Origin of the sequence: Azonexus sp. IMCC34842 (assembly GCF_050368855.1) — a bacterium.
Classification (GTDB): Bacteria; Pseudomonadota; Gammaproteobacteria; order Burkholderiales; family Rhodocyclaceae; genus Azonexus; species Azonexus denitrificans_A.
Window position 1 is genome coordinate 3,922,345 of sequence record NZ_CP178449.1, and the last position, 23,124, is coordinate 3,945,468.

The following is a 23,124-nucleotide window of genomic DNA, read 5'->3' on the forward strand; positions in this document are numbered from 1 at the left end:
ATGCTCGGGTGCTACGAAAAGGGGAAGGTGGCTTGACGCCCGGCGGTGCCGGGGCAGATACTGAGTGTGTCGAAGTACTCTGTATATGCACCACCCAAAGGGCAAACCAAGAGGTTTGCCCTTTGCCCAAAAAGCTTACCTTTTACATTTGGGCCTCCTGTTCTCGAATAGCTTTTCGGCGCCCGGCATTTTGTAGACCTGCGGGTTCCACCACTTTCATGGCCGTCGAAAGTCTCAGGATGGCAAGCATGGCTTCTACCTGTGAAGGATGCAGATGATCGATCTGTTTTCGCAGCTCGTAGCCAAGGAGAAAGACACCTTCGGGGGCATCACTGGGAATCTGGATTTTTCGTTGGGAAGCATCCATTGCCTCCCACATCTGCCGGGCTTCATCTTCGTTGAGCGCTAGCACCGAGATGAGTTTTTGAACGAACTCCGGAGTCGGCGGCCCCTTGCTTCCAATCTCGATAGCCGACAAATAGCTTTGTTCGTAGGAAAGCAGTTCCGCCAGGTCTTTTTGTCGTAGACCTGATTTTTCGCGAACGTGTCTGAAGAGTATAGAAAACGGGCTCATATCTACCTCATAGAATACTCACCCAAGTTATTAAAAACAATATTTATTGTTTTTAATCAGTCACTTGCAGACATGGCATTATTTAATTTTTTGTCACAAAACAGTCAGAGCATGTATTCACTAATTAAAATCAAGGCTTGTTCATACGCCCAGATTTTGCTGACCTGCTTGGGGATTTTTGGAGCATCTGAAAGTTGAAACGCGCTCGCCGCATTCCTCCCTCTTTCACCCGTAACGCTGTCATCCGGCCACGCTATCGGCTTGCCGACCTGCTACTGCAAATGCCAGAGGGAGCTCCCATTGATGAGGAATGGGACGCGATGCCACTGGTGGGCAGAGAGATCGAACCGGCGCCAGCAACCCTGCGCACAATTCGGGCTATGCAGCGATTCATGCGCAGGCAACAGCGCAAGCGGGTCGGCCTAGGCATCGAGCTACGTCGCATGATCTACGACGTACGAGCCTAACGATGCCGAGCCTGAAAAAACGCCAGTAGAATATTTCATATGAGCATGGATCAGAAAATTCGTTCGCTGCACTGTGGCCTTCCGGCCGGCCTTCACTTCTCCACCATAGATGGCCGCAATATCCTCCAATTCCGGCATTTGCCGTTTGAATTTGAGGATATTGTGCTGCGGTGGACCATGGCCCAGCCCGCTGATCTTCAGGCCGAGTACGTGTTCCGGCAAACCGCCTTGACCCAAGAAGGATGGAGCGCGTTTGTGGCGTGGATGGTGCAGACGTTGCACCAGGCACAGCAGGAAAACTAGCGTCGGGTTTCGGAATGATTTGGTGATCGAATTATGATTCTCTTCGTTGCCTCAACGAGGTGCCGAACCCGGTCAGAGAGATGGGATCGAAGCGACTTCGATCGTACGGCCGTGTAGATTGGGCTCCTGAAACAGCCAATCAGCCCACAGGTTTAGGTGTTTTCTGCGCTGTCCTTGTAATGGCTGCCATGAATAGCCCAACACTGAATACCTTCAGATTCGATGCCGGCCACGCAGTCGGAGAATAGGCCTGGGCACTCTAAGTCACTCAGGAATAGCACCGCAACCGGCCGCTCACCGATTTTCTCAACTGTTTCGAGGATGTAATAGAAATGGCCATGGTAATCACCAAGCAACCAATGCGAAGGACCGCCAAGGTAGCAGTATGATATTGGTATGATGCATTTGACCCTAACATGCTATGAAACCTGACGACTTGCCTACCGCTGCTGATCCGGCAGCAGCCAAAACAAATCAAGATAAACAAGAAGCAACCACAGCTTGGTGGTTCTCGTTCGCAAAGCTCGTTGCTGCACTTGGTAGCGTCGGTGGCGTACTGCTGCACTTGATTGGTTATATCAGCCACCTAAGCTATATGTCTGCCTGGGGGCTCGAATCGGGGCCATTCCGTAAAGATCTCGACGAAATATTGTTGATGGGCTACCTTGCAATAATGGATCGCTCCAACAATGCCCTATCGCTGATTGGAGAGCAAATATGGACGATCCTAGGTGTTTGGATTGCACTCACCGGCTACGCATTCCTGATATTTCGCCTGGACAAAACTGATAAGCGCGAGAAAATAAAACGGTTCTTTCAAGGATCGCCCGACTGGGTTCCTGACCTGCTCAGGAGTATTCTTGGATCTACGATGACGCTGGCGCTCTTCCCCACAGGTCTCTTATTCGTACTTTTTGTGACCGCTTTGCCGGTTAGCATCGGCGACAGCTTTGGCAAATCCTTAGCTGATACCGAGCACAAAAAATTTGTTGCCGGCTGCGAGCATGTCACCAGAGGCAATCGCTGTCTTGAGATCAAAAAGGATGGGAAACGTATTGCTCACGGATTCGTGATCGATAGTTCTGCATCGCACATCGCTATCTTTGATGTTGATTTGCAGCGTGCAAGAACGGTAAGACGGGAAGGCACCGAGCTTATTGCGGATAATTGATGCGGACCTTTTGCGCCAAATGTTATTCAGCACCTGCTTGTCGAATGAAGTCTTAGAGCTAGTGATATTCCGCGCAGCCCAACTGTCCCAAGCGGAAGCTCGCGCTTAGGCCTTACGGGTCGTGCTAGATGCTCTCCAGCACCAATGCATACGTATGGCTGACCAGATGAACCCAATCGCGCAGTACTCCGATTGATGTGCCCCGTTCCTCGTATCACCGCAGTTCGCGGAGATTGAAGGACAAACACTTAAACGTTGCGAGTCGTGCACGCGCCGCACACAACTCCTAAAATGCCGAGCCATACCTTGCGCTAGCATGCCGATTCAATTTGAGGAAATTCAAGAGTGACGACTCGAGCGACCCTTATTCGGAAACTACGGAATCGTGTGCCTGACCTGGCCAATCTTGATATCCAACCTGCACAACCTTTCATCTTTAGAGTGATCTTTTCTACAAAAGGGGGTAGGACATTCAATGAGGTAGCCGAAGACGTCAGAAAGGTTCTCGCAGCAGAGAAGTCGGCCGGAGTCGGATTTGAACTCGAACCTTTTTCTTCCGAGGCTCCACTTCCGGAGTACAGGGTTCCGCCATATCTTTCTCTGGCGGCATTAGCCAGTGATCAGAGCTGCCATGGTCTCCCAAAAACCCTCATGTCTGTAGTCCACGATCTCGCAAGGGTCTTTGTAGAAGAGAAGCTAGGCCGATCTGTCACTTTTTACGTTTCTCGCGAAGATGGAGCGGCGCCAGATGAGTTTCTGGAACGTGTTCGGACGGCGCTGCTGAGCATAGGCTATGCCGGTCTGCCTTTCGAGGTTAGGGCGATTGATCCGAATAATCCTCTCCACGTTGACATGCGGCGAGCGGGGTTTGCTGTCCCTTCACGAAATAGTCGGATCGTCGATTACACGGAAGCTGATGAAATCAAATACGCACAGCGGATAAGCCGTCTCGTTGAAGGGCATCGTGATCACGTTGCCGTGGTAGATGGCCAAGCTGTGAGCAAGATTTATCTAACCCCGTCGGCTGGCAAGCTTGATGTGGGTGCAGTGCTGCCGCTATATGACCGGATCTACGTAGAACTCCCCTTGCATATTAAGGACTCAAACTATTTCGAAACTGCGTTCGGTCTGGAACAAGAGACATTTGTCGAACTTTGCCGTGCCGGCTGCGTCGTGCCTGTGTTTAAGCATAATCTGGGGCATTATCCGGAAGTCGTCTGGCGCCGCTGGCTAGAGGATCTCTCTCTCCCGCTTGTATCGCCTCGCGATACTGACTTTCTGGCAATGCGCCACCTCTGGGAGAATTCTCCTTTCATTCGTCTGTTTCGCAATGATAGCGAGCAACTTAGAGCGCTCGACAACGCTATGTCAGAGATACTGGCGGCAGGTGGTCCGGAGTTCAGGAAGAACCGTTGGCTATATAACGTTCTCGGTTGGATTCGTCACGGTGCAGAAGAATTCGAGGGAATTGCGTTTCATCAGGGAACAATGGCTTTGGGGAGCCTTTCCGCAGGTGGAGTTTCTGCGCACCTATTGAGCGCAGAGACTCCTCAGCTGTTCAAGGACAAGGCGATTGCCGACACGATTGCTATCGACGGCTTCGTGGCGAGCCAGAATATCGCCGTCGCACATGCATTTGGTGCATCGCTTTTTGATGGCACGGTGTTGAACAGCAGTGTCCTAGCCGCAATGGCTCCCATGTTTCAAGAGGCAGTGGAAGTGCATGGGCGCCTAGAGACGCGCCGCATCACAGAAATAGTGAAAGCCCTTGAAATCCACTATTCACCTAGGATCCCAATTAAAGAATATCTCGAAGTCATAGCCGATCATAAGACAGAACGATTTCGCGCTCTCGTCCACGAAATGTTAAACGGAACAAACGTAAATTCGGCGGATCACGAGCTGCGAGACCGGGTAACGAAGCTCAACAGGGAGGTTTCCAAGCTTCAAAAGAAAGATCTCCGCATTTCTACAGTCGACGTACTAGGGGATGCCACTTCTGCGGCGGGGGCAATCACTGGCGGAGGAGCATATGGAATGGTTCTTCTTGCCAAGCTCTTAGGCGGAGTGCTAGCGGGTAAGCTAGCGACACGGGGGGTAGACTCCATTCTCGATGGCCCAGCGGGTTCCACTATTGATAGCATCCGTGGCGCCTTGAACGGTGTATCCCCTCACGCCATTCGGTTGTTCAGGCTCCGTAGCCGGCTAAAGGGTTGAGCGACCGGTTGAATCCGCAGGTCTTTGCGGCCATTGAGGCTATTGGCTGATTCGGTCAGCAATTCACCGGTAAGCTGTCTTTCACTGGCAAATCACACTGACCTGCAACAGTCTAGCCCCGATTCATAATTGCTGGCCTAGCTCATCAGGCTCGGCAGATGTTGCCATACCAAAATCATGAGCCGATGTGGCTCCATCACTTGCGGTGTTTTCCTGTACTGGAATGATAGCCAAGGTGACTTTAATCCCCAACAATTGAAGATTCGCGTAGCAGTTGCAGAGGTTTATCTTGCTGAATAGCGGTAATTCAAAATTTTTTGGATAGTTGCTCGCTATCGCGTAAACAAGCTCAAAAGTGCTGGGCTCAGGCTTCTGATCGGGGTTTTCAATCTGATGTGACGTCGGGAGCTTCTGGTTCACCCTATTGCGAAACTCCGCGTCACCCAACAACAGTTTGGTCGAAACTAGGCCCTGCGCGAACAGGTGACTCAGGACGCTTGACCCACCATACCTCTTCACGTGGATCAGGTGCCTATCTCGGGTGTACAGGTCGCAAAACTCGATTTTGCTTTTGCCTCCCCCATATTGGATCAATTTCTTGTCCATCAGCGCGAAGTAGTCGCTGTCAGACGAATAAACGCTTTCGTTGTATTCGTCCTCTGGACCATCCGGGTAGTCGGGTAGTTCGAGAGCGGTCATCTGGATCGTGCTGATGCGCTTGTCCAGATTACTCAGGAAATTTGCATCGACCCGATACCACTTTCCAGCGTTGAGCGCGAAGGTGCTGCCTGCATGGACGAGCTCGCAGTAGATGCAGCGGTAAACTGTCCAGCTATGTATCGACTGTTCCGCAGACTGGCTGATGCAGTGTACGTTTTGCTTCTTGAAAGTCTCTACGGAATGCTGCGTCTCATCACCGACAAATTCAAGGTAGCTCGGCCAATCTATGTCAGTTTGCGTTGCTCCACGCTTTGGCCGCTGGTACCGGAAACCGCTGACGTCGGTCCAGTCAATGATTTCTGGAATCGATAGCCATGTACGCGTAAGATCGTTTGCTTGAATCTTGCTGGTCAGTTCCGCGTCCAGCTTCCCTATCAAACTGGGATCGCGGACTTCGGATAGATGGTCGATCCAGGCAAAATTTTCTCGGTAAGCGATTGAGGAAAACTGGTTAAGCAATTTATCCAGTAGTGGCGGCAGCTCGGAAAGGTCAATGGCCAGCGATAACTTAAGCGCATCTTTGCCAGTGATTTGCCTGCCTAGGCCAACCTCTTTGGGCTGCCCGGTAGCCGCATAAATCAAGTCCTGTTCAATATCCAAGCCAAATTCAGAAAGACTTGAAGCAACACTTGCCTGAGTTCGCACATGGACAGGAACTGCATCGAGACTCTGAGCGTCAATGCTGCGAAGTTTGTCAGGGTCGACGGTGTTCAGAACGACCTTTAGACCAAAATTCTCTTCGTAGCAATCTGACTTGAGGAGAGACTTACCGTAACCGAAAGTCAGCGCGAAGAGCCGTCCAGCATGTTTGACTACTAACACAGCAGCGGTACCTGTATTACGCAGGCCGTCCAGCGTTGTTCCTACCTGTGGTTTGAACAACATTACCCAGGAAGGTGGTCGTCCAGGATTTTGCTTGTGGAATAGGTCTGCAGTGTTGCCGCCGATTGAGACGCTGCACGATTGCAGCGATTCCGCCTCCTTCAGCGCCTCACCGGTGCTAGCAATCTCAGGCTTCAGCAGAAGGATGGACAGGTTGTGGCTTTTCTTTTTCACGAAAGGCTCCCTCGTTTCGGCCCGCTGAATACCAGATCAAAACTTGCACTTCGACTTGGCTGCTAAAGGCTGACAATAATGCGCAAGATCAAATACCAAAAACCCCGCACATCATATACCTTTGGCATTATATGAGGGGGTCGCGGCCACTCTGTAATGCGGCCAAAATTTCGTACCTTGACCAACTTGCGTTTCGTGATGCTGCCGACAAAGTTACGAAGCAAGAGTGAGTGACGAAAGCAGGTCACACCGTATTCTCGCATGTCGTGGATACTGCCCAACCATCATATCCCGGTTCGTGACCTCTCTCCGACAAAGCTCTGTTAAAGTATGTCGTGTTGATACCTAGCGATCAGTGTTGATGAGTCGCCGCCGAAAGGATTATTCAAAATATCTAGGGAGTTCGGAGTGGACCGAAGTCCGGAACATCGCCCTCGACCGCACGGGAGGGCACTGTCAATTCTGCGGAGACTTCGCCACGCAGGTTCACCACGTCCAATACCCGAAGCAGTTCGGGGCGGAACACCCAAACAGCACCATTCCAGTTTGCAAACGATGCCACGATACGGCGCACGGAATCATCAAGATGACCAAGGAGCTAACGAAAGTCGAGAGATTCTCTGAAATCTCCCCGACCGGTGGAAAACTGAACTATCTCCTCAGCGACGAGGGCCGCGTCTACGCGTCGGCTAAGTCTTGGAGTAGGGCACTCCTCGTTCCCGACTTCATGTCGGTCAACTTCGAGACAGGCCTGGCCAGGATGGCGATCCTCAAGAAAGATTCGGCAGGAGGATCGCTTGAGATGACCTACTCCGGCGTCGCGGTGTACCGCTGGCACGCCGTGGCGGCCCAATTGAGATCCTTCGACAAGGAATACAGCAACACAGGATACCAATCCCGCCCGCCCGGCGAAAGACGGCAATTGGAGAAGTTCCACGAGAACTACGAACGGCTCACCAACTGGGGCTACGACCTGCAGGAGCGGGCCATAGCTGCGATGCTGAACACGAGGAACGCAACCCCTCCCGTCCAAGAGACCGCCATTTCCCGCGACGCCCTCGTCGAGGTGATTCGACAGGCCGTCGCCCCACGCCTTCACGAACACGATGGGAAGTTGATGGAGCACGACGCGATCATCGAGGAGATCAAGGAGGCCGTCCCTGCCCTGCGCAACCCGAAAGAATTCATCCCTGTGAGGCAGGCAATCCAGGAGCAGGGGCTCGACCCAACAGTGATGCCCCTCCATCCCCGTTCTCGCGAGAATCTGTCTGGTCTCGCCGGACAAATGCTCAAGTCGCACTCGGCCGAACAGGGGGGAACGATAGTCGCCCGACTGGACGGAGGATCCGTCGCCACGACGATGAATACCTATCGGCGGGGAGTCATCTATTCTGTGATTGATGAGATCATGAGGAACAAGCAGGGCTCACTAATCTGAACCATTCTTGGCATTTCTGGATCGTTCCAAGTAGCCGGCCAGAAGACGGACGGTATCGAAAGACAGAAAACCAACCCAATGCAGACTGAGTCTGCCAGTTACTCGAATGTCGGCTTCGGCCGATTTTCTGCCTATTGCTGCTGACATGAGGCAGGATTTCGGCCATAGCCGCCGGTGGGAGGCTTGTCAGTCACCGGCTGGTATGAGGTGGTTACCCGTCAGTGGTCTAGGAGCTTCGCCGAAGGGCAACTTTGCCGTACATGCTTCGGCCGGATCGTGCCCTTTGCGGACGTAGCTAAATTTGAAAAGCAGTCATTCAGGAACGTAGAGCTAACCGGCGCTGCGCGGCTTTATCGCGCAGCGTCCAGCAACCGAAGGGGAGCACGGTTGAGCGCCATGTTATGGCTCATTTTGGTTTCGTACTGCTTTCTTCTTGAGCGGTGATTAGCCCATCCTGAACAGTAAAGACCAAGTATTGCTCAAACTCCGACTCATAGCCCATGTGCACATATCGCAGACGCTTGCCACGAGGAACAACAAGTTTTCCCGTGTACCACTCCGCGTGGACAGGCCCGGTGGCACCGGGAAAGAAGATAGAGAGTGGAATCTGCTCCGGCGATTCTCTGCATGGGTTCGCTGCGAGAGACCTTAGATAGAGTTTCTTATCTAGAATAAACCATCGACCTTGATACCTTCGCCATGACCCAGTACATACGTCTTGTGCAAATTTCTCCAGTTTGGAAATTTCACTCTGGTTGTTAACCAAATAAATTGTGAACGGCTCGGAAAAGAGACTTTGCTCCACGCCATCCAATTCGATCAATTCCGGTATTTGGGCTGTGGCATAGGAGCAGCGGGTTACAAGTAGCAAGAGAGCGAAGAGAAAGGCGCGTGTCATTCCTGAGCCATAACGTTGAAAATCACCGGACGGCAAAAAGCGCAGGTTTTTGACGAACAGGTGGATTGTGGTGTTGGGCGTAGATGTCATGGAGATAGCCAATGGGCAGTATGAATGACTTGGTTTTTGTCGTTGAACTCAACCGACCATGCCTGAATGCCCTTGAGCACAGGATGCTCCCACCACGCTCTGAATACACATGGTGTATTACAGGCTTGGGATGGCATGGCATAGCGTAGAAATGGTTGAGTAGGACGCTCAATGACACTTGGCTTGCCGAAGCGCTCGACTACAAGAGAGTACGGGTCTCCATTGGCGGTAGCCTCGAAGGCTTGCTCGTACCGAGACACGATGTATGAGCAAGCCGCCACTCCCGCAATAGATATTGCCAATAGCGATAACGCAATAAGTTTCGCGGGGGTTTTCATGATGCCCAACGTTGTAAATCACCGGCCTGCGCAGCTTTTCGCGCAGGTCGCCTCGAACGCAGGGTTAGACCTATTGTGCATAAGCGGAAGCCCTCAATTCTAGAGGTTGGCGATGATCTTTTTCACTGTTGGCTCCCCCCATTGTTTTGGGTGCTTGATTTGTACCCGACCACCATTGCCAATTTTTTCTGCCAACTCGGCAAGGCTCTTTGCGTGACGTTCTGACCAAGAGTTGGCAATTGCCAAGGAATAGACATCTTCGTAGGACAATGGCACGCTATGACCATGCAATGCCTTGAATAGCTCTTTCGCACGCGACTCGTCTAATGGGTGAGCGAGCCCGGTTGATGTATTTACTACCACCGAGAGAGTTTCAACTGCTTTCGTGAGGATTGGATTCATGGCTGGGCGAGAGGATGAATAGGGTTAACGTGCTAGCTCAGCCGACGGCAGACAGCGAAGCTGGCTGACGGTCGGCTGGAGCGGAATGTTAGGCGCGGCCACGTTAAGTGCTAACGGCGAATTTCGTAAACTGTACAAAGCCGCGCCAGGGCAGCCTCGGTCGTTGCTGACAGCGTGAGCGGAGGTTCGTTCACCATATAGAGCAAATGCTCAAGCGCAATTTTGGGCTCATTGTGCTCAAGATAATCAAGAACGATGGACGTGCCATTTGATAGGCCCTCTTGCGCAAGAGGATGGTCAGTGTCTATGGGTCCAGCCTCCGCATAGGCCGCCACCATGTGCACGGAGACCTCCTTCAGGATTTCTTTGAGCAATGCTTCGATTGCGATAATATCCATAGCGCCTAACAGTTATTCAACGGACCCACCGGTCCGCATATTGATAATCACAAAACATCGAAATTCCAAGTAACTGATTGATTCATTTTGGGGCGACTCCGGCAAACTGTCCGCATATGCAATGATAGTACGGAGCGGCGAAAAGTCGGTATGCCGACGACAAGAAGGTTCTGGCGAATGGCAGCTATTGACCAGTTTCTTGAAGGACAGCTCCTGGCCGATTGGGTGAGTTCAATATGGCGCTCGGAAGCAGTCGTTCACTGAAACCATGGATCTGGCTACGGCTGCTTTAGAGATAGAGCCTGACCGCGTACTCCCGGCCAGGAGCGGACTGTCGAGTCCGCTCCCGAAAGCGGCCTTTCGCTTGCCAAGTTCCGGTTACAAGGCGTCGAAGGGGCTGGTGACCGAGCGAGGCGCTTGCAGCACATGGGTATAGATCATGGTGGTCTGCAAGCTGCGGTGCCCCAGCAGCAACTGGATCGTGCGGACATCCGTTCCGGCGGCCAGCAGATGGGTCGCAAACGAGTGACGCAAACAATGGATGCTGGCCTGCTTGGTTACCCCGGCACGCTCTATCGCCTGTTTGAAAGCCCGCTGTATCGTCGAGTCGGACGTATGCCAGCGCACTTGACGGCCACTGGACCCCCACGGCCGCAAACTCGCCGAAGGGAAGGCATACTGCCAGGCCAGAGAAGCCGATAACGGTAGGCATTCTCTGTACTGCGGCTAAAGTGGCGGCGCCGGCAAACCATCGAAATCTGGTCAAGCAGCCGAGGACTGCTGGTGGGGTTCTCACCCCATGAGTGTCACTCCTTTGGTTGGTCAAAAATCCAAAGGATAGCGGCTACCTCAACAATTCTTCAAGCGTCTGGCATATTGAAGTTGTTATACTGACAGCAATAATTCCAAGTGCCTGAATACTATGAACTTAGAACAACATTCATGGGGTCATCAATATCAATTGATATACGGACCCCAGTGTCCGTGTAAACACTGTTATGCCTCTCCCTTCTCTCACAATTGAGTAACCATATGGATTCAGAAATTCGGTACGCAGGCTTCTGGTTGAGGACCCTTGCAACTGTTATTGACAGCATCTGGTTGTACGGGATCATTTACACCACTCTTTGGTTTCTAGTTGGCCCAGACCTTTTCAATCCCGAAACTCGTCACACTGTGACCCAATTCACTTTTGAGTGGATCATTCCGCTGATAGTGGTTATGGCGTTTTGGATCACTAAAGCGGCCACTCCAGGGAAGATGCTATTTCAAATGCGGATAGTTGATGCGGAAACTCTTCAGCCAGTTTCACCTTCACGATTGCTCATGCGTTACCTAGCGTACTTTGTATCAATAATTCCCTTGTGCTTTGGCTGCTTGTGGGTTGCGTGGGACAGAAAGAACCAAGGTTGGCATGACAAGATTGCTAGAACCGTTATCGTGCGCGGGAAATCGGCATAACCATGCAGTCGAGCGGACCTGCGCGAAAAGCTGCGCAGGCCGCTCACTTCCACGTTGGGCGTCAATACAAGGAGATCCCATGCAACGCACCCTATCAATACAACTTTCCATTCTGATTGCGGGTCTCATGCTGTCGTGGACCGTTGCTGCTGATGTTGCAGTTCCGTATAGCTCGTCGGCCTACGCTGAAGGTGTTGGTACGAAGGGCGTTGTGTTGATTTCCGCCAACTGGAGCCGAAAGTGGAAATGCGGACGCTTCGAGAACGCTCAGTTGAAGGGACTATCGTTCGACAAAGCTGGTTCCCAGAAAGAGGGAAATGACGCAAAAGCCGATATTGTCCTCGAAGACTCATCGCTCTTCTCTGCGCCACCGAGATTCGTCAATTACGCTTACATAGTCGAAGCGGGCGAATACTTGTTGAGCGCATTCAGTGTCAAGGCGGCGCAGTCCTCGTCAAACGTTGGATATTTCAACGCCGCACGTAACGATCTCATCAAAGACGGAAAGTCCAAGGCTGGCAGCTTCACCGTTTCAGCGGGCGAAATCGTTTACGTCGGGCACTTCTTCCTTGACTGCGCCCAAGACCCTATGCCTTGGCGCTACTACCCGAGTGACAAAGGCGACTTCAATCAGTTTCTGTCCGGCATCAAGAAGGAATTTGACGCACTCGACATTGAGAAGGTCAAGTTCCGCTTGTTCGATACAACCACGATGGGCAGCCCATTTACACTCCAATGAGTATGCCCAACCCATCGTTCCACCGGACGCTGCGCGATGAAGCCGCGCAGCGCCGGTGAATTCAAACGTTGTGCACCACGGGAGGCGAGATGATTGACTGGATCGAGGTATCTCGAGCGGCTCATCAACTGTCCCTAGATCACGGACGCAACGCTTACCTATACGCTGCAAAGCTAGCTGAAACGGCCGCGCGAAGCGAAAGTGCAGAGGAAGCTGAGTTCTGGAACGCCGTCTCGGCCTCTTTAGCACCTCGCTCACCGGAACCGGCTAGTGAGAAGTCGCGCGAACAGAAGCCATGATTGAGCCCAGCATCTCTTTTGGATACTCGCGGCGCCCAGTTGCGTTCGCACCATACGAAGGGTGGCACTGTGGAAGAAGTGCTGACTCCTCTTGCGTGAGTCACCTGGGCCAAAGCAAAGAGCAGCCATTCCGCTGTGGCGCCCAACCCATCATTCCACCGGACCTGTCGCGGCAAGCCCCGCCAGGCCGGTGAATTCAGACGTTAGCCCGTTCAGAAATGAGCACTCTCAATAAGGACGCACTGCTTGCAGCCATTAAATCGGACGATTATGCCTATTATCCGTACTCGTCCGAAGATATCTTTGAGCTATGTCACTCAGAAACAACGCGGTATAGCGTGTTCAGAGTGCCTGTCGAGTTCGTTAAATCGTTCGCGGCATTCTCCGCAAACTCTTTCATAGCCGCCTTTGGGCCACCGGAAGAGAGAGATATCCCATACATTGAGGTTTCTCCCGCCAATGAAGGCGAGGTTGATCAGCATGTGAGATGGCTCGACACTACTGATGAACCGTCCTCCCTAAAGTTCAAAGATATCGCGTTGCGAGGATTGCAAGGGTTTGAGATGGCCGCAAACATTCGAGGACGTGACCCATGCACCGAACTCATCGCGGTAAAGACAAGAGATTTTTATGTCCGACTATTGTGGTTTACAACGGGCTAACCCATCAATCGAGCGGACCTCACGCATAAAGCCGCGCGAGGCCGCTCATTTCAGACGTTAGGCCGCCTATGTTCTGTCGCATTGACTATGACAAATTGATACAGGTTGAAGGCAGCCGACTCCAACACCTTCAGTCATATCGGGGGCTCTACTACATTTGCTACCCACAGCACGCCTTCCAAGTTCCCGATAGTGAGGAGTCAATTCGCATTACTCGCGCTCCGAAGGCGCATGGCGACAACGGCTTACGCTTCTGGCTCGCCGCAGAACTTGCTGATGACTGGCGAGGGCGAGAGCCATATCTACATAGTTACTTGTCAGACGCCTACTTCGAACCAATCGATGAACTACTATTTAACGATTTAGTAGCAACACATTGCAGCAGTCTTGTTGCCCCCCCCGATCCTTCCATTGGCGAGTGGGCAAGTATTCATAGGCGCTCTGCTCATGTACTCCATGAAGACAGAATTCTTTGTTTCAGCCATCGCAGAGTATCAGAATGAATTCATTCATTTTGCCTGGGAAACGACGGCCTAACACTGCGGTCAAGGCCGCTCCCTCCGGTCGCTGGACGCTGCGCGATAAAGCGCCGCGCAGCGCCCCTTACCTACAACGTTGGACGTCACATCTAGAACTCACCACACGCGGCTAGGAGAAGAAAATGGAACCCAAAGACCTTCTTGAACAAGCGAAGCGGCACCCATACATAGTTGCTGTAGCACTCGCTGCTTGCCTAGCAGTCGGTGGCTTCACAGCCGTTGCATACATGAAAATTTCTGAGGCGCGGCTTGGAGTACGCGAAGAGAAAATAGGAGTACTCGACGAACGTCTAAAACTGCAAGAGGACTCGTCCAAGCGCCAGCGCCATATAAACAAGCTCGTTCAAGAACAAATCGGCACGTTGCGCAAAGGATTCGACTCACTTCCACCGGCTGTTACTGGGATGCGAGCTGCCTTATCTGATGCAGAGCGATCGGGTGGTTTGCGAAAAAATATGCGCGGGCGGCTTAATAGCTCCCTTCAGTCAGTTGAACAACAACTTGTTGTGCTTCAGGCCGCGATAGCCAATTCTGAGGCGCTATCGAAATCACTAGATCTACTGGTGAGTGGAGTCGTTGCTGAAGAAGGAACGCAATTTTCAGAAGCTGCAGGTTTCTATCAACAAGCTGCAAATGCAGGCGTCGTAGATGCTCAGGCACGGCTTGCCAGACTCTATCTTGAAGGCAAGGGGGTCAAAAAAAATGTTGATCTCGCCGCCCGGCTTTATGAAAGATCGGCATTGCTAGGCGACCTCAACGCCAAGGACAAAGTCGTTAAACTGTATTACTCTGGAGACGGCGTACAACAGAACACCATTCGCGCGGCAGCACTGCTTTCGGTTCAACCGAGTTCCGAAGCGCAACAATTGACACTCGCAAGCATTACCCGTGAGTTCGACTCTGCTGAAAAGAAAAAGGTTATTGAGATGATCGAGTCTCTTCGGAAGACTCAGGCTGCAATTGTTCAGCATGGCGCTAACGCATCAATTGAAGAACTCAAAGAAAAGCAGTGACTGCACATCTATTGTTTCAAGTGACGTCCAACCCTGCGGTCCAGGGGACGCTGCGCGATAAAGCCGCGCAACGCCCCTGACCTCCACGTTTGAAGGTCCGCTTTCCAAAGTCCTGACCGTCGCCTTTGGGCACCGAGTATGCATTCGTCGAATGGGAAAGCTGCCATCCGTCCGGCTTTGGCACTGACCGGCAGGTATCCGGCCCATTGCGGACTGCCACGGAGCAACCACTGAATGGCGGCAATGGCCGAATTTGAGTCATTCGTCTAAAGTTTGTAATTGACAAGAAAGCAGTAGCTCATAAAAGAAAGGCCAACCTAATTGGGTTGGCCTTTCATCGCAGAGACCGATTGGTCAGAAGCTAAATTTGACACGATCTACAAGATCGTAGGATCTCTAGGGCGCAGAACTATTTACTACGGTATCTCAGAATTTGAGACAAATCTCAATTTCAATGAGATCCTACACTACAAATTAAATATCGATCCGTGCATTCAAGGCATTGGTTTCGATGAACGCCCTTCTTGGCTCGACCAGTTCGCCCATCAGCGTGGTGAATATCTCGTCGGCGGCAATCGCATCGTCGATCTGGACACGCAGCAGGCGGCGGACTTTCGGGTCCATCGTGGTTTCCCACAGCTGAGACGGGTTCATTTCGCCGAGACCTTTGTAGCGCTGTTTGCTGATGCCGCGTTCGACGTCGGCCAACAGCCACTTCATCGCGTCGCCGAAATTGGTGACGACCTGCTTCTTCTCGCCACGGGCCATGAAGGCGCCCGGTCCAAACAGGTCGGCGAGCGTTTCGGCCGTCCGGTGCAGTTGCATGAAGTCGCCGGAGAGCAGCAGGTCTTCGTCAATCAGGCCGACCTTGAGGTTGCCGTGATGGATTTTCTCGACGCGCAGGGTCCAGCGTTCCTGGATGTCGTCAAAGCGGGGCACCGTGTGGATGCCGCCGACCAGATGCTTGTCGAGCATTTCGGAACTGGCTTTGGCGCCGGCTTCGGAACTCAGGTCAAGTTTCAGGTTGTGCTGTACCAGCGCCTTGAGGACGATCGGATCGACCAGATGCGAAATGCGTTCGATGACCGCTTCGGTCAACAACCAGGAGCGGGCCAGTTCTTCCAGTGCTGCACCGACGATCGGCTCGGCATCGGCGCGCGGCGTCAGGCTGGCTTCATCCATCGCCATGCGCAACAGGAACTGGTGGTATTCCTGATCGTCCTTCAGGTAGCGCTCGGTCTTGCCGTGCTTGACCTTGTAGAGCGGCGGCTGGGCGATATAGACGTAGCCGCGTTCGATCAATTCCGGCATCTGACGGTAGAGCAGCGTCAGCAGCAGGGTGCGGATGTGCGCGCCATCAACGTCCGCGTCGGTCATGATGATGATGCGGTGGTAGCGCAGCTTCTCGATCTTGAACTCGTCCTTGCCAATGCCGGTACCGAGCGCGGTGATCAGCGTGACGATCTGCTCGGAGGAAATCAGCTTGTCGAAACGGGCTTTTTCGACATTGAGCACCTTGCCGCGCAGCGGCAGGATGGCCTGGAATTTCCGGTCGCGACCCTGCTTGGCGGAGCCGCCGGCGGAGTCGCCCTCGACCACGTACATTTCGCAGAGGGCGGGATCTTTTTCCTGGCAGTCGGCCAGTTTGCCGGGCAGACCAACGCCGTCCAGCACACCTTTACGGCGGGTCAGTTCGCGGGCCCGGCGGGCGGCTTCGCGGGCCCGGGAGGCTTCAACGATCTTGCCGGTAATCATCTTGGCATCGACCGGGCGTTCGAGCAGGAAGTCGGCCAGTTTCTGGGCAACGACTTCTTCGACCGCCGGACGCGCTTCCGACGAAACCAGCTTCATCTTGGTCTGCGACGCGAACTTCGGGTCGGGCATCTTGACCGACAACACGCAGGCCAGGCCTTCGCGCATGTCGTCGCCGGCGATCTCGACCTTGGCCTTCTTGGCGATCTCGTTTTCGTCGATGTACTTGTTGATGACTCGGGTCATCGCGGCGCGCAGGCCGGTCAGATGGGTGCCGCCATCAGCTTGCGGAATGTTGTTGGTGTAGCAGAGCACCTGTTCCTGGTAGGAGTCGTTCCACTGCATCGCCACTTCGACGCCGATGGTCACCCCGGTATCGCCGACCTTCGCTTCGCCGGCCGAGTAAAACACGGTCGGGTGGAGGATCGTCTTGGAACGGTTGATGTATTCGACAAAGCTCTGGACGCCGCCGGCAAAGGCGAAGTCTTCTTCCTTGCCGGTGCGCTGATCGACCAGGCGAATGCGCACGCCGTTGTTCAGGAAAGACAGTTCGCGCAGGCGCTTGGCGAGAATTTCGTAGTGGAACTCGATGTGCTCGAAGATTTCGTCGTCGGCAAGGAAATGGACTTCCGTACCGCGTTTTTCGGTTTCGCCGATCACCTTGAGCGGTGAAACTTCGACGCCGTTGCGCACTTCGATCAGGCGATCGACGGCATGGCCGCGGCAGAACTCCATCGTGTGCTTCTTGCCGTCGCGCCGGATGGTCAGGCGCAACCACTTGGACAGCGCATTGACGCAGGACACGCCAACGCCGTGCAGGCCGCCGGAAACCTTGTAGGAGTTCTGGTTGAACTTGCCGCCGGCGTGCAGTTCGGTCAGCGCGATTTCCGCAGCCGAGCGCTTCGGCTCGTGCTTGTCGTCCATCTTGACGCCGACCGGGATGCCCCGGCCGTTGTCGGTAACGCTGATCGAATTGTCGGTATGGATGGTAACGACGATGTCGTCACAATGCCCGGCCAGCGCCTCGTCGATCGAGTTGTCGACCACCTCGAAAACCAGATGGTGCAGACCGGTACCGTCGGAGGTATCGCCGATGTACATGCCCGGGCGCTTGCGCACCGCTTCCAGGCCTTCAAGAATCTGAATGCTGGATTCACCATAACCCGGCGAGCTGTCCTGCGGACTATTTTCTTCGATCATTACTTGTGTTCCACGTGAAACTTTATCTTTGAATTCAGGAATCAGATACGCATCGGCATGATGACGTACTTGAAGCGCTCGTTGCCCGGCACGGTAATCAGCGCGCTCGAGTTGGCGTCGTTGAAACTCCACTGGATTTCTTCGGTGTGCACGTTGTTCAGCACATCGAGCAGATAACCGACATTGAAGCCGACATCAATGGCATCACCGGTGTATTGGACTTCGATTTCTTCCTGCGCCTCTTCCTGCTCGGCATTGGCAGCCATCAATTTCAGGCTATTTTCGCCTAAAACCACACGAATGCCCCGGAATTTTTCATTGGTCAGGATGGCGGCGCGGTTCATCGCCTGCATCAGGGTCTGCCGACCGACCGTCATGTGATTCTTCAGAGTCGCCGGGACAACGCGTTCGTAGTCGGGGAACTTGCCGTCGATCAGCTTGGAAACGAGAACCACCGAGCCAAACGCGAAACGCACCTGATTCGAGGCTAGCGTGATGTTCAGCGGTTCGTCGTTATCGACCAGCAAACGGTTCAGCTCGAGTACCGTCTTGCGCGGCAGAATCATTTCCTGACGCGGCAGATCGGCTTCGATCTCGACGCTGGCGAAGGCCAAACGATGACCGTCGGTGGCCACGGCACGCAGCTCCTTGCCTTCAACCAGCAACAGCAGGCCGTTCAGGTAGTAGCGGACGTCCTGGGCGGCCATGCCGTACTGGGTCTTGCCCAGCAGGTGGCGGAAAGCTTTTTGGGTGATCGAGAACTGGCGAGTTTCGCCTTCGGTCATCGTCATCCGCGGGAAGTCGTCGGCCGGCAGCGTTTGCAGGCTGAAACGGCTCTTGCCGGCCCGTACCGTCAGACGCTTGTCTTCGAGCACCAGGCTGACTTCGGCGGTGTCGGGCAACGAACGCAGGATTTCCTGCAGCTTGCGCGCACCGACCGTTACCGCACCGTCGCCTTCACCGGCAGCCACTTCGGTGGATGTGGTGATCTGGATTTCGATATCGGTAGCCAGCAGCGTCAGCCTGTCGCCCTTCTTTTCGAGCAGCACGTTCGACAGAATCGGCAGGGTGTGACGACGTTCGACGATCCCCGATACCGACTGCAAAGGAGCGAGAAGCGTGTCTCTTTGACTTTTAATAAGAACCATAAATTAAATTCCTTAGTAAACTATATCGGGAACAATTCTGTGGATAAAAAGTTATTTTTCTTTATTTTCAGATTATTGCGTGAATTTTACGGCTCTTGGGAAAGCTCTGGATTGCCTGTGGATCGATTCTGGATAATTTTCCCACAAACCAGCTATTCCCCGATGATCCACAATTGACTGACAGCTTTTCCCCAGGCTTGTCGACAGGCGTCATCCTTTCAATACCTGCAGCAGCACATGCAGGTCATGATTCAGTTCGTTCTCCTTGAGGCGCAGGGAATCGATAGTTTTTACCGCGTGGATGACCGTGGTGTGATCGCGGCCACCGAAGGCATCGCCAATTTCCGGGTAGCTGTGCGAAGTGACTTCGCGACAGAGCCACATGGCGAGCTGGCGCGGCCGGGCAATCGCCCGCGTCCGCTTCTTCGAGAAGAAATCGGCCACCTTGATCTTGTAGTAGTCGGCGACGGTCTTCTGGATATTGTCGATCCCGACATTGCGCACCGAACCGATGAGGTCCTTCAGCGCTTCCTTGGCCAGGTCCAGGGCGATGATGCGGCCGTGGAAGGATGAATAGGCGAGCACCTTCTTCAGCGCTCCTTCCAGTTCGCGGACATTCGAGCGCAAGTGCTTGGCAATGAAGAAAGCGACTTCGTCGTCGAGCTGCATGCCTTCGGCTTCGGCCTTCTTCTTCAGAATGGCGACGCGCATTTCCAGTTCCGGCGGTTCGATCTGGACGGTCAGGCCCCAGTCGAAACGGGTGACCAAGCGGTCATCGAGGCCGTTGATGTCCTTCGGATAGGTATCGCAAGTGATGATGATTTGCTTGCGGGCCTCGATCAACGCATTGAACAGGAAGAAAAACTCTTCCTGTGAGCGGTTCTTGCCATTGAAGAACTGGACGTCGTCGAGGAGCAGCACATCGAGCGAACGATAGGTCCGCTTGAAACTGTCGAAGGATTTTTGCTGATAGGCCCGCACCACGTCGGAGTAGTAATCCTCGGCATGGACATAACGCACGATCTTTTCCGGATTCTCGGCCAGGATGGTATTGCCGATGGCGTGAATCAGGTGGGTCTTGCCGAGACCGGCGCCACCGTAGATAAACAGCGGGTTGTAGGCACCGCCCGGGTTGTTGGCGACCTGAATGGCGGCGGCCCGGGCCAGATCGTTGGCCTTGCCGACCACCAGATTGTCGAAGGTGAAAGCATGGAACAGCCGGGATTTTTCGAAATTTCCACCCTTGGCCCGGGATTTTTCCTGTGCTGAAATTTCCTTAGCAACCGGTGCTTTGGCCTGGCCATCCGCTTTGTCCAGTGTTCCTTCTGCCCGGCTGGCCGTTGCCTTGCCGCTGCCAATGACCAGAGCGATGGTGACCGGGGCCGAAAAAAAAGCCTGGCTGTAGTCTTCAATGCGTGACAGGTAGCGGTCACGCACCCATTTCAGGATGAAACCGTTGGGCGCAATCAGTCGCAACCCGTTTTCCAGGGCAGTATCTTCGCCTTCGAGACGAAGTGGCTTGATCCAGGTGTTGAATTGCTGGGCGGGCAATTCCTGCTCAAAACGCTGCAAACAGGATTCCCAAAAAACGGCCATTGGTGAAGGCACTCCTCCCCGCTCAGTCAATAGATCGTACTGGCGGTTCTAATTATTTGATTTAATTGCGATTTATAACAAATTTTCGGCGGCATTCGAGCCACCGGGAAAGGCGGAATTCTACCCTTCATCCACAAAGTTATCCACAGCTGTGCGAAATAATTGATCTTGACAGCAGACCCTCAATCAGGGTGTAATCACGTGTTTTTCTTAGCACATCAAGGGATTACAACATGAAACGCACGTATCAACCGTCGGTCGTGCGCCGCAAGCGCACCCATGGCTTCCTGGTCCGTATGCGCACCAAGGGTGGCCGTGCAGTTATTGCTGCTCGCCGCGCTAAAGGTCGCACACGTCTGGCCGTATAAGCCGGACGTTCGGCGGGGTGAATCAAGCCTTCGCCAGACGCTATCGCCTGACAAAAACGGATGAGTTCTCATCCGTTTTTGGTTTCAGGAAGGCGATTCGCGGCCAATTGCTGATGCTGCACTACCAGCCCAGATCCGAGGGACAAACCGAGGCTCGTCTCGGCGTGGTAGTCGGCAAGAAGTTGCTGAAAAGGGCTGTCGACCGCAACCGGGTCAAACGCATCGTCCGCGAGCAGTTTCGTTGTCGGCGCGCCGGACTTCCAGCTTATGATCTGGTCGTTCGACTGGCAGCAAAGCCGGTTCCGCTTGACGGCGGAGTACTTGCCGGCGATTTTGTCGCCCTGCTGGAAAAGTTGCTGCGGCCCCGGCCAAAGCGGCATGAATGATGAAACGCCTGTTGATCGGACTGCTTCGCGTCTATCAATATGCGATCAGTCCCTGGTTGGGGCGACGCTGTCGTTATTTTCCGAGTTGTTCGGAATACGCGGTGGAAGCTGTACAAAAACACGGTGCCATCAAGGGTGGCTGGTTGGGCGCCAAGCGCGTCTGCCGCTGTCACCCATGGCATCCCGGCGGGTACGATCCAGTACCCTGATTTGAGCATGTTTATTTGGTAGGCCGTACATGGACACTCGTCGCCTGATTCTGGTTTTGATCTTCACCTTCTCCAGCTTCATGCTGTGGGAAAACTGGCAGAAGTACAACCAGCCCAAGCCCGTAACGGAAGCCGTGACGGCGAATGTGGCCGGCACCGGTGCGCCCAAGCCAACGGCTAATCTGCAAGCCCCCGGAGCTGCCGCTTCGGTTGTGCCGGCGACGGCGACCGTGCCTTCAGCCGAAACGTTCTCGATCAGCACGGATCTGGTCAAGGCCACGATCTCTGCCCAAGGCGGCGATCTGGTTCGGCTTGAACTGCTCAAGTACAAGGAACACGACAACAAGGACAAGACTTTTGTCCTGCTCGACGCCAAGCATCAATATTTCGCGCAGAGTGGCCTGATCGGCGAAGGCTTGCCGACGCACCGTTCGACTTTCAAGCGTGTCGAGGGTCCGAGCGAGCTGGCCGAAGGCGCCAACGAACTCAAGGTTCGTCTCGAGGCAGTCGGTCAGAATGGCGTCAAGGCCACCAAGATCCTGACTTTCAAGCGTGGGTCCTACCTGATCGATGTTGCCTGGGAAATTGCCAACGGCAGCGACAAGCCGGTCGCCGCGCACGCCTATTTCCAGTTGCAGCGTGATGATGTGGCCCCGGAAGGCGAGACCAAGATGGTTTCGACCTTTACCGGCCCGGCGGTTTATACCGACGCCGACAAATATCAGAAGGTCAGCTACGAAGACATCGCCAAGGACAAGGCCAAGTTTACCAAGACGGCCGACAATGGCTGGTTGGCCATGGTCCAGCATTATTTCGTCACGGCCCTGGTTCCGCAGGACAAGACCCAGCGCGAGTTCTACATGCGCAAGGCGGAAGGGACCAATGCTTTCCAGGCCGGTCTGATTGTTCCGGTTGGCGAAATTGCCCCCGGCGCCAAGGGTGACGCGGCCGTCAGCTTCTTCGCTGGTCCGCAGGAACAGGCAGCTTTGAAGCAGATCGCTCCGGGTCTCGAATTGGTGGTCGATTACGGCTGGCTGACCGTGGTTGCCGCGCCGATTTTCTGGGCCTTGCAGGCGATTCACAGTCTGGTCGGCAACTGGGGCTGGGCGATCGTCGTATTGACCATCATCATCAAGGCCATTTTCTTCCCGCTCTCCGCCGCTTCCTACAAGTCGATGGCCAAGATGCGCATCCTGACGCCGCGCCTGACCCAGCTGAAGGAACGTTTCGGCGACGACAAGCAGCGGCTGAATCAGGAAATGATGAAGATGTACCAGACCGAGAAGGTCAATCCGCTCGGCGGCTGCCTGCCGATTGTGATCCAGATCCCGGTCTTCATTTCGCTCTACTGGGTGCTGCTCGGTGCCGTTGAAATGCGCGATGCGCCGTGGATCCTGTGGATCAAGGATCTCGCTTCGGCCGACCCGTACTACATCCTGCCGGTGATCATGATGGCCTCGATGTTCGTCCAGACCAAACTCAACCCGACGCCGCCGGACCCGATCCAAGCCAAGGTGATGATGGCCATGCCGCTGATCTTCGGCTTCATGTTCTTCTGGTTCCCGGCCGGTCTGGTGCTGTACTGGGTGGTCAACAACGTGCTGTCGATTGCCCAGCAATGGCAGATCACCCGGATGATCGAAAAAGGCGGCAAGGCTGCCAACGATGCCAAGGCCTAAG

Annotated in this window: 20 protein-coding genes; 11 read left to right on the plus strand and 9 right to left on the minus strand. The window is 53.9% G+C overall.

The features are described from left to right. Positions 1–142: 142 nt before the first annotated feature. Positions 143–574, minus strand: coding sequence for a helix-turn-helix domain-containing protein (locus ACLIKD_RS18630; RefSeq protein WP_428826196.1), 432 nt, complete (start codon positions 572–574; stop codon positions 143–145). Positions 575–1,080: 506 nt separating this feature from the next. Here ACLIKD_RS18630 and ACLIKD_RS18635 point away from each other — a divergent pair. The 3 genes from ACLIKD_RS18635 to ACLIKD_RS18645 all read left to right on the plus strand — a co-directional run bounded on the left by ACLIKD_RS18635 (position 1,081) and on the right by ACLIKD_RS18645 (position 4,732). Continuing rightward, positions 1,081–1,344, plus strand: a complete 264-nt coding sequence (locus ACLIKD_RS18635) for a hypothetical protein (RefSeq protein ID WP_428826197.1) — start codon at positions 1,081–1,083, stop codon at positions 1,342–1,344. Positions 1,345–1,765: 421 nt separating this feature from the next. After that, a complete protein-coding gene (locus tag ACLIKD_RS18640; protein WP_428826198.1) occupies positions 1,766–2,515 on the plus strand; it encodes a hypothetical protein in 750 nt (249 codons plus the stop codon). 387 nt (positions 2,516–2,902) lie between these two features. Next, entirely contained in the window at positions 2,903–4,732 is a 1,830-nt protein-coding gene (locus ACLIKD_RS18645; protein WP_428826199.1) for a hypothetical protein, read from the plus strand. Positions 4,733–4,855: 123 nt separating this feature from the next. Here the strand turns inward: ACLIKD_RS18645 and ACLIKD_RS18650 are convergent, their stop codons facing one another. Further along, complete coding sequence (locus ACLIKD_RS18650) at positions 4,856–6,508, minus strand: TIGR04141 family sporadically distributed protein (RefSeq protein ID WP_428826200.1); 1,653 nt, start codon at positions 6,506–6,508, stop codon at positions 4,856–4,858. Positions 6,509–7,094: 586 nt separating this feature from the next. Between ACLIKD_RS18650 and ACLIKD_RS18655 the strand changes: the two genes are divergently transcribed. Further along, positions 7,095–7,946 carry a hypothetical protein gene (locus ACLIKD_RS18655; RefSeq protein ID WP_428826201.1) on the plus strand — a complete coding sequence of 284 codons (852 nt, stop codon included), beginning with the start codon at positions 7,095–7,097 and terminating at the stop codon, positions 7,944–7,946. 406 nt (positions 7,947–8,352) lie between these two features. On the opposite strand, the gene ACLIKD_RS18660 is transcribed toward ACLIKD_RS18655, so the two are convergent. From ACLIKD_RS18660 to ACLIKD_RS18675, 4 genes are all read right to left on the minus strand, one after another. Continuing rightward, positions 8,353–8,934: a hypothetical protein gene (locus tag ACLIKD_RS18660; RefSeq protein ID WP_226419365.1), complete on the minus strand. Its 582-nt coding sequence runs from the start codon at positions 8,932–8,934 to the stop codon at positions 8,353–8,355. Positions 8,935–9,371: 437 nt separating this feature from the next. After that, a complete protein-coding gene (locus ACLIKD_RS18665) occupies positions 9,372–9,674 on the minus strand; it encodes a DUF1889 family protein (RefSeq protein WP_226419366.1) in 303 nt (100 codons plus the stop codon). A 110-nt stretch (positions 9,675–9,784) separates the two neighbouring features. Further along, positions 9,785–10,072 (minus strand): hypothetical protein, encoded by a 288-nt coding sequence (locus ACLIKD_RS18670; RefSeq protein WP_428826202.1) that lies wholly within the window; start codon positions 10,070–10,072, stop codon positions 9,785–9,787. Positions 10,073–10,450: 378 nt separating this feature from the next. Then, entirely contained in the window at positions 10,451–10,699 is a 249-nt protein-coding gene (locus tag ACLIKD_RS18675; protein WP_428826203.1) for a tyrosine-type recombinase/integrase, read from the minus strand. A 405-nt stretch (positions 10,700–11,104) separates the two neighbouring features. Here ACLIKD_RS18675 and ACLIKD_RS18680 point away from each other — a divergent pair, with 405 nt between their 5' ends. From ACLIKD_RS18680 to ACLIKD_RS18690, 3 genes are all read left to right on the plus strand, one after another. Further along, positions 11,105–11,533: an RDD family protein gene (locus tag ACLIKD_RS18680; RefSeq protein ID WP_428826204.1), complete on the plus strand. Its 429-nt coding sequence runs from the start codon at positions 11,105–11,107 to the stop codon at positions 11,531–11,533. A 79-nt stretch (positions 11,534–11,612) separates the two neighbouring features. After that, a complete protein-coding gene (locus ACLIKD_RS18685; RefSeq protein WP_428826205.1) occupies positions 11,613–12,272 on the plus strand; it encodes a hypothetical protein in 660 nt (219 codons plus the stop codon). 1,622 nt (positions 12,273–13,894) lie between these two features. Then, positions 13,895–14,785 carry a tetratricopeptide repeat protein gene (locus ACLIKD_RS18690; RefSeq protein WP_428826206.1) on the plus strand — a complete coding sequence of 297 codons (891 nt, stop codon included), beginning with the start codon at positions 13,895–13,897 and terminating at the stop codon, positions 14,783–14,785. 474 nt (positions 14,786–15,259) lie between these two features. Here the strand turns inward: ACLIKD_RS18690 and gyrB are convergent, their stop codons facing one another. From gyrB to dnaA, 3 genes are all read right to left on the minus strand, one after another. Beyond that, entirely contained in the window at positions 15,260–17,737 is a 2,478-nt protein-coding gene (gene gyrB, locus ACLIKD_RS18695) for a DNA topoisomerase (ATP-hydrolyzing) subunit B (protein ID WP_428826207.1), read from the minus strand. Positions 17,738–17,778: 41 nt separating this feature from the next. Beyond that, on the minus strand, positions 17,779–18,885 hold the full coding sequence (gene dnaN / locus ACLIKD_RS18700; RefSeq protein WP_226471948.1) for a DNA polymerase III subunit beta: 1,107 nt from the start codon (positions 18,883–18,885) through the stop codon (positions 17,779–17,781). A 210-nt stretch (positions 18,886–19,095) separates the two neighbouring features. Next, entirely contained in the window at positions 19,096–20,481 is a 1,386-nt protein-coding gene (gene dnaA, locus ACLIKD_RS18705; protein WP_428826208.1) for a chromosomal replication initiator protein DnaA, read from the minus strand. A gap of 233 nt (positions 20,482–20,714) precedes the next feature. Here dnaA and rpmH point away from each other — a divergent pair, with 233 nt between their 5' ends. Genes rpmH through yidC form a run of 4 tightly spaced genes read left to right on the plus strand, consistent with a single transcriptional unit; the run spans position 20,715 to position 23,123 of the window. Continuing rightward, entirely contained in the window at positions 20,715–20,849 is a 135-nt protein-coding gene (gene rpmH, locus ACLIKD_RS18710; RefSeq protein WP_011289924.1) for a 50S ribosomal protein L34, read from the plus strand. A gap of 17 nt (positions 20,850–20,866) precedes the next feature. Further along, positions 20,867–21,235, plus strand: a complete 369-nt coding sequence (rnpA, locus tag ACLIKD_RS18715) for a ribonuclease P protein component (RefSeq protein WP_226417797.1) — start codon at positions 20,867–20,869, stop codon at positions 21,233–21,235. Continuing rightward, the gene (gene yidD, locus ACLIKD_RS18720) at positions 21,235–21,444 is read left to right on the plus strand and encodes a membrane protein insertion efficiency factor YidD (RefSeq protein ID WP_226419964.1); all 210 of its coding nucleotides are present in this window, start codon (positions 21,235–21,237) and stop codon (positions 21,442–21,444) included. Before rnpA ends, yidD begins: the two co-directional genes overlap by 1 nt. 29 nt (positions 21,445–21,473) lie before the next feature. Continuing rightward, positions 21,474–23,123 carry a membrane protein insertase YidC gene (gene yidC, locus ACLIKD_RS18725; protein WP_428826209.1) on the plus strand — a complete coding sequence of 550 codons (1,650 nt, stop codon included), beginning with the start codon at positions 21,474–21,476 and terminating at the stop codon, positions 23,121–23,123. Position 23,124: the final 1 nt, after the last annotated feature.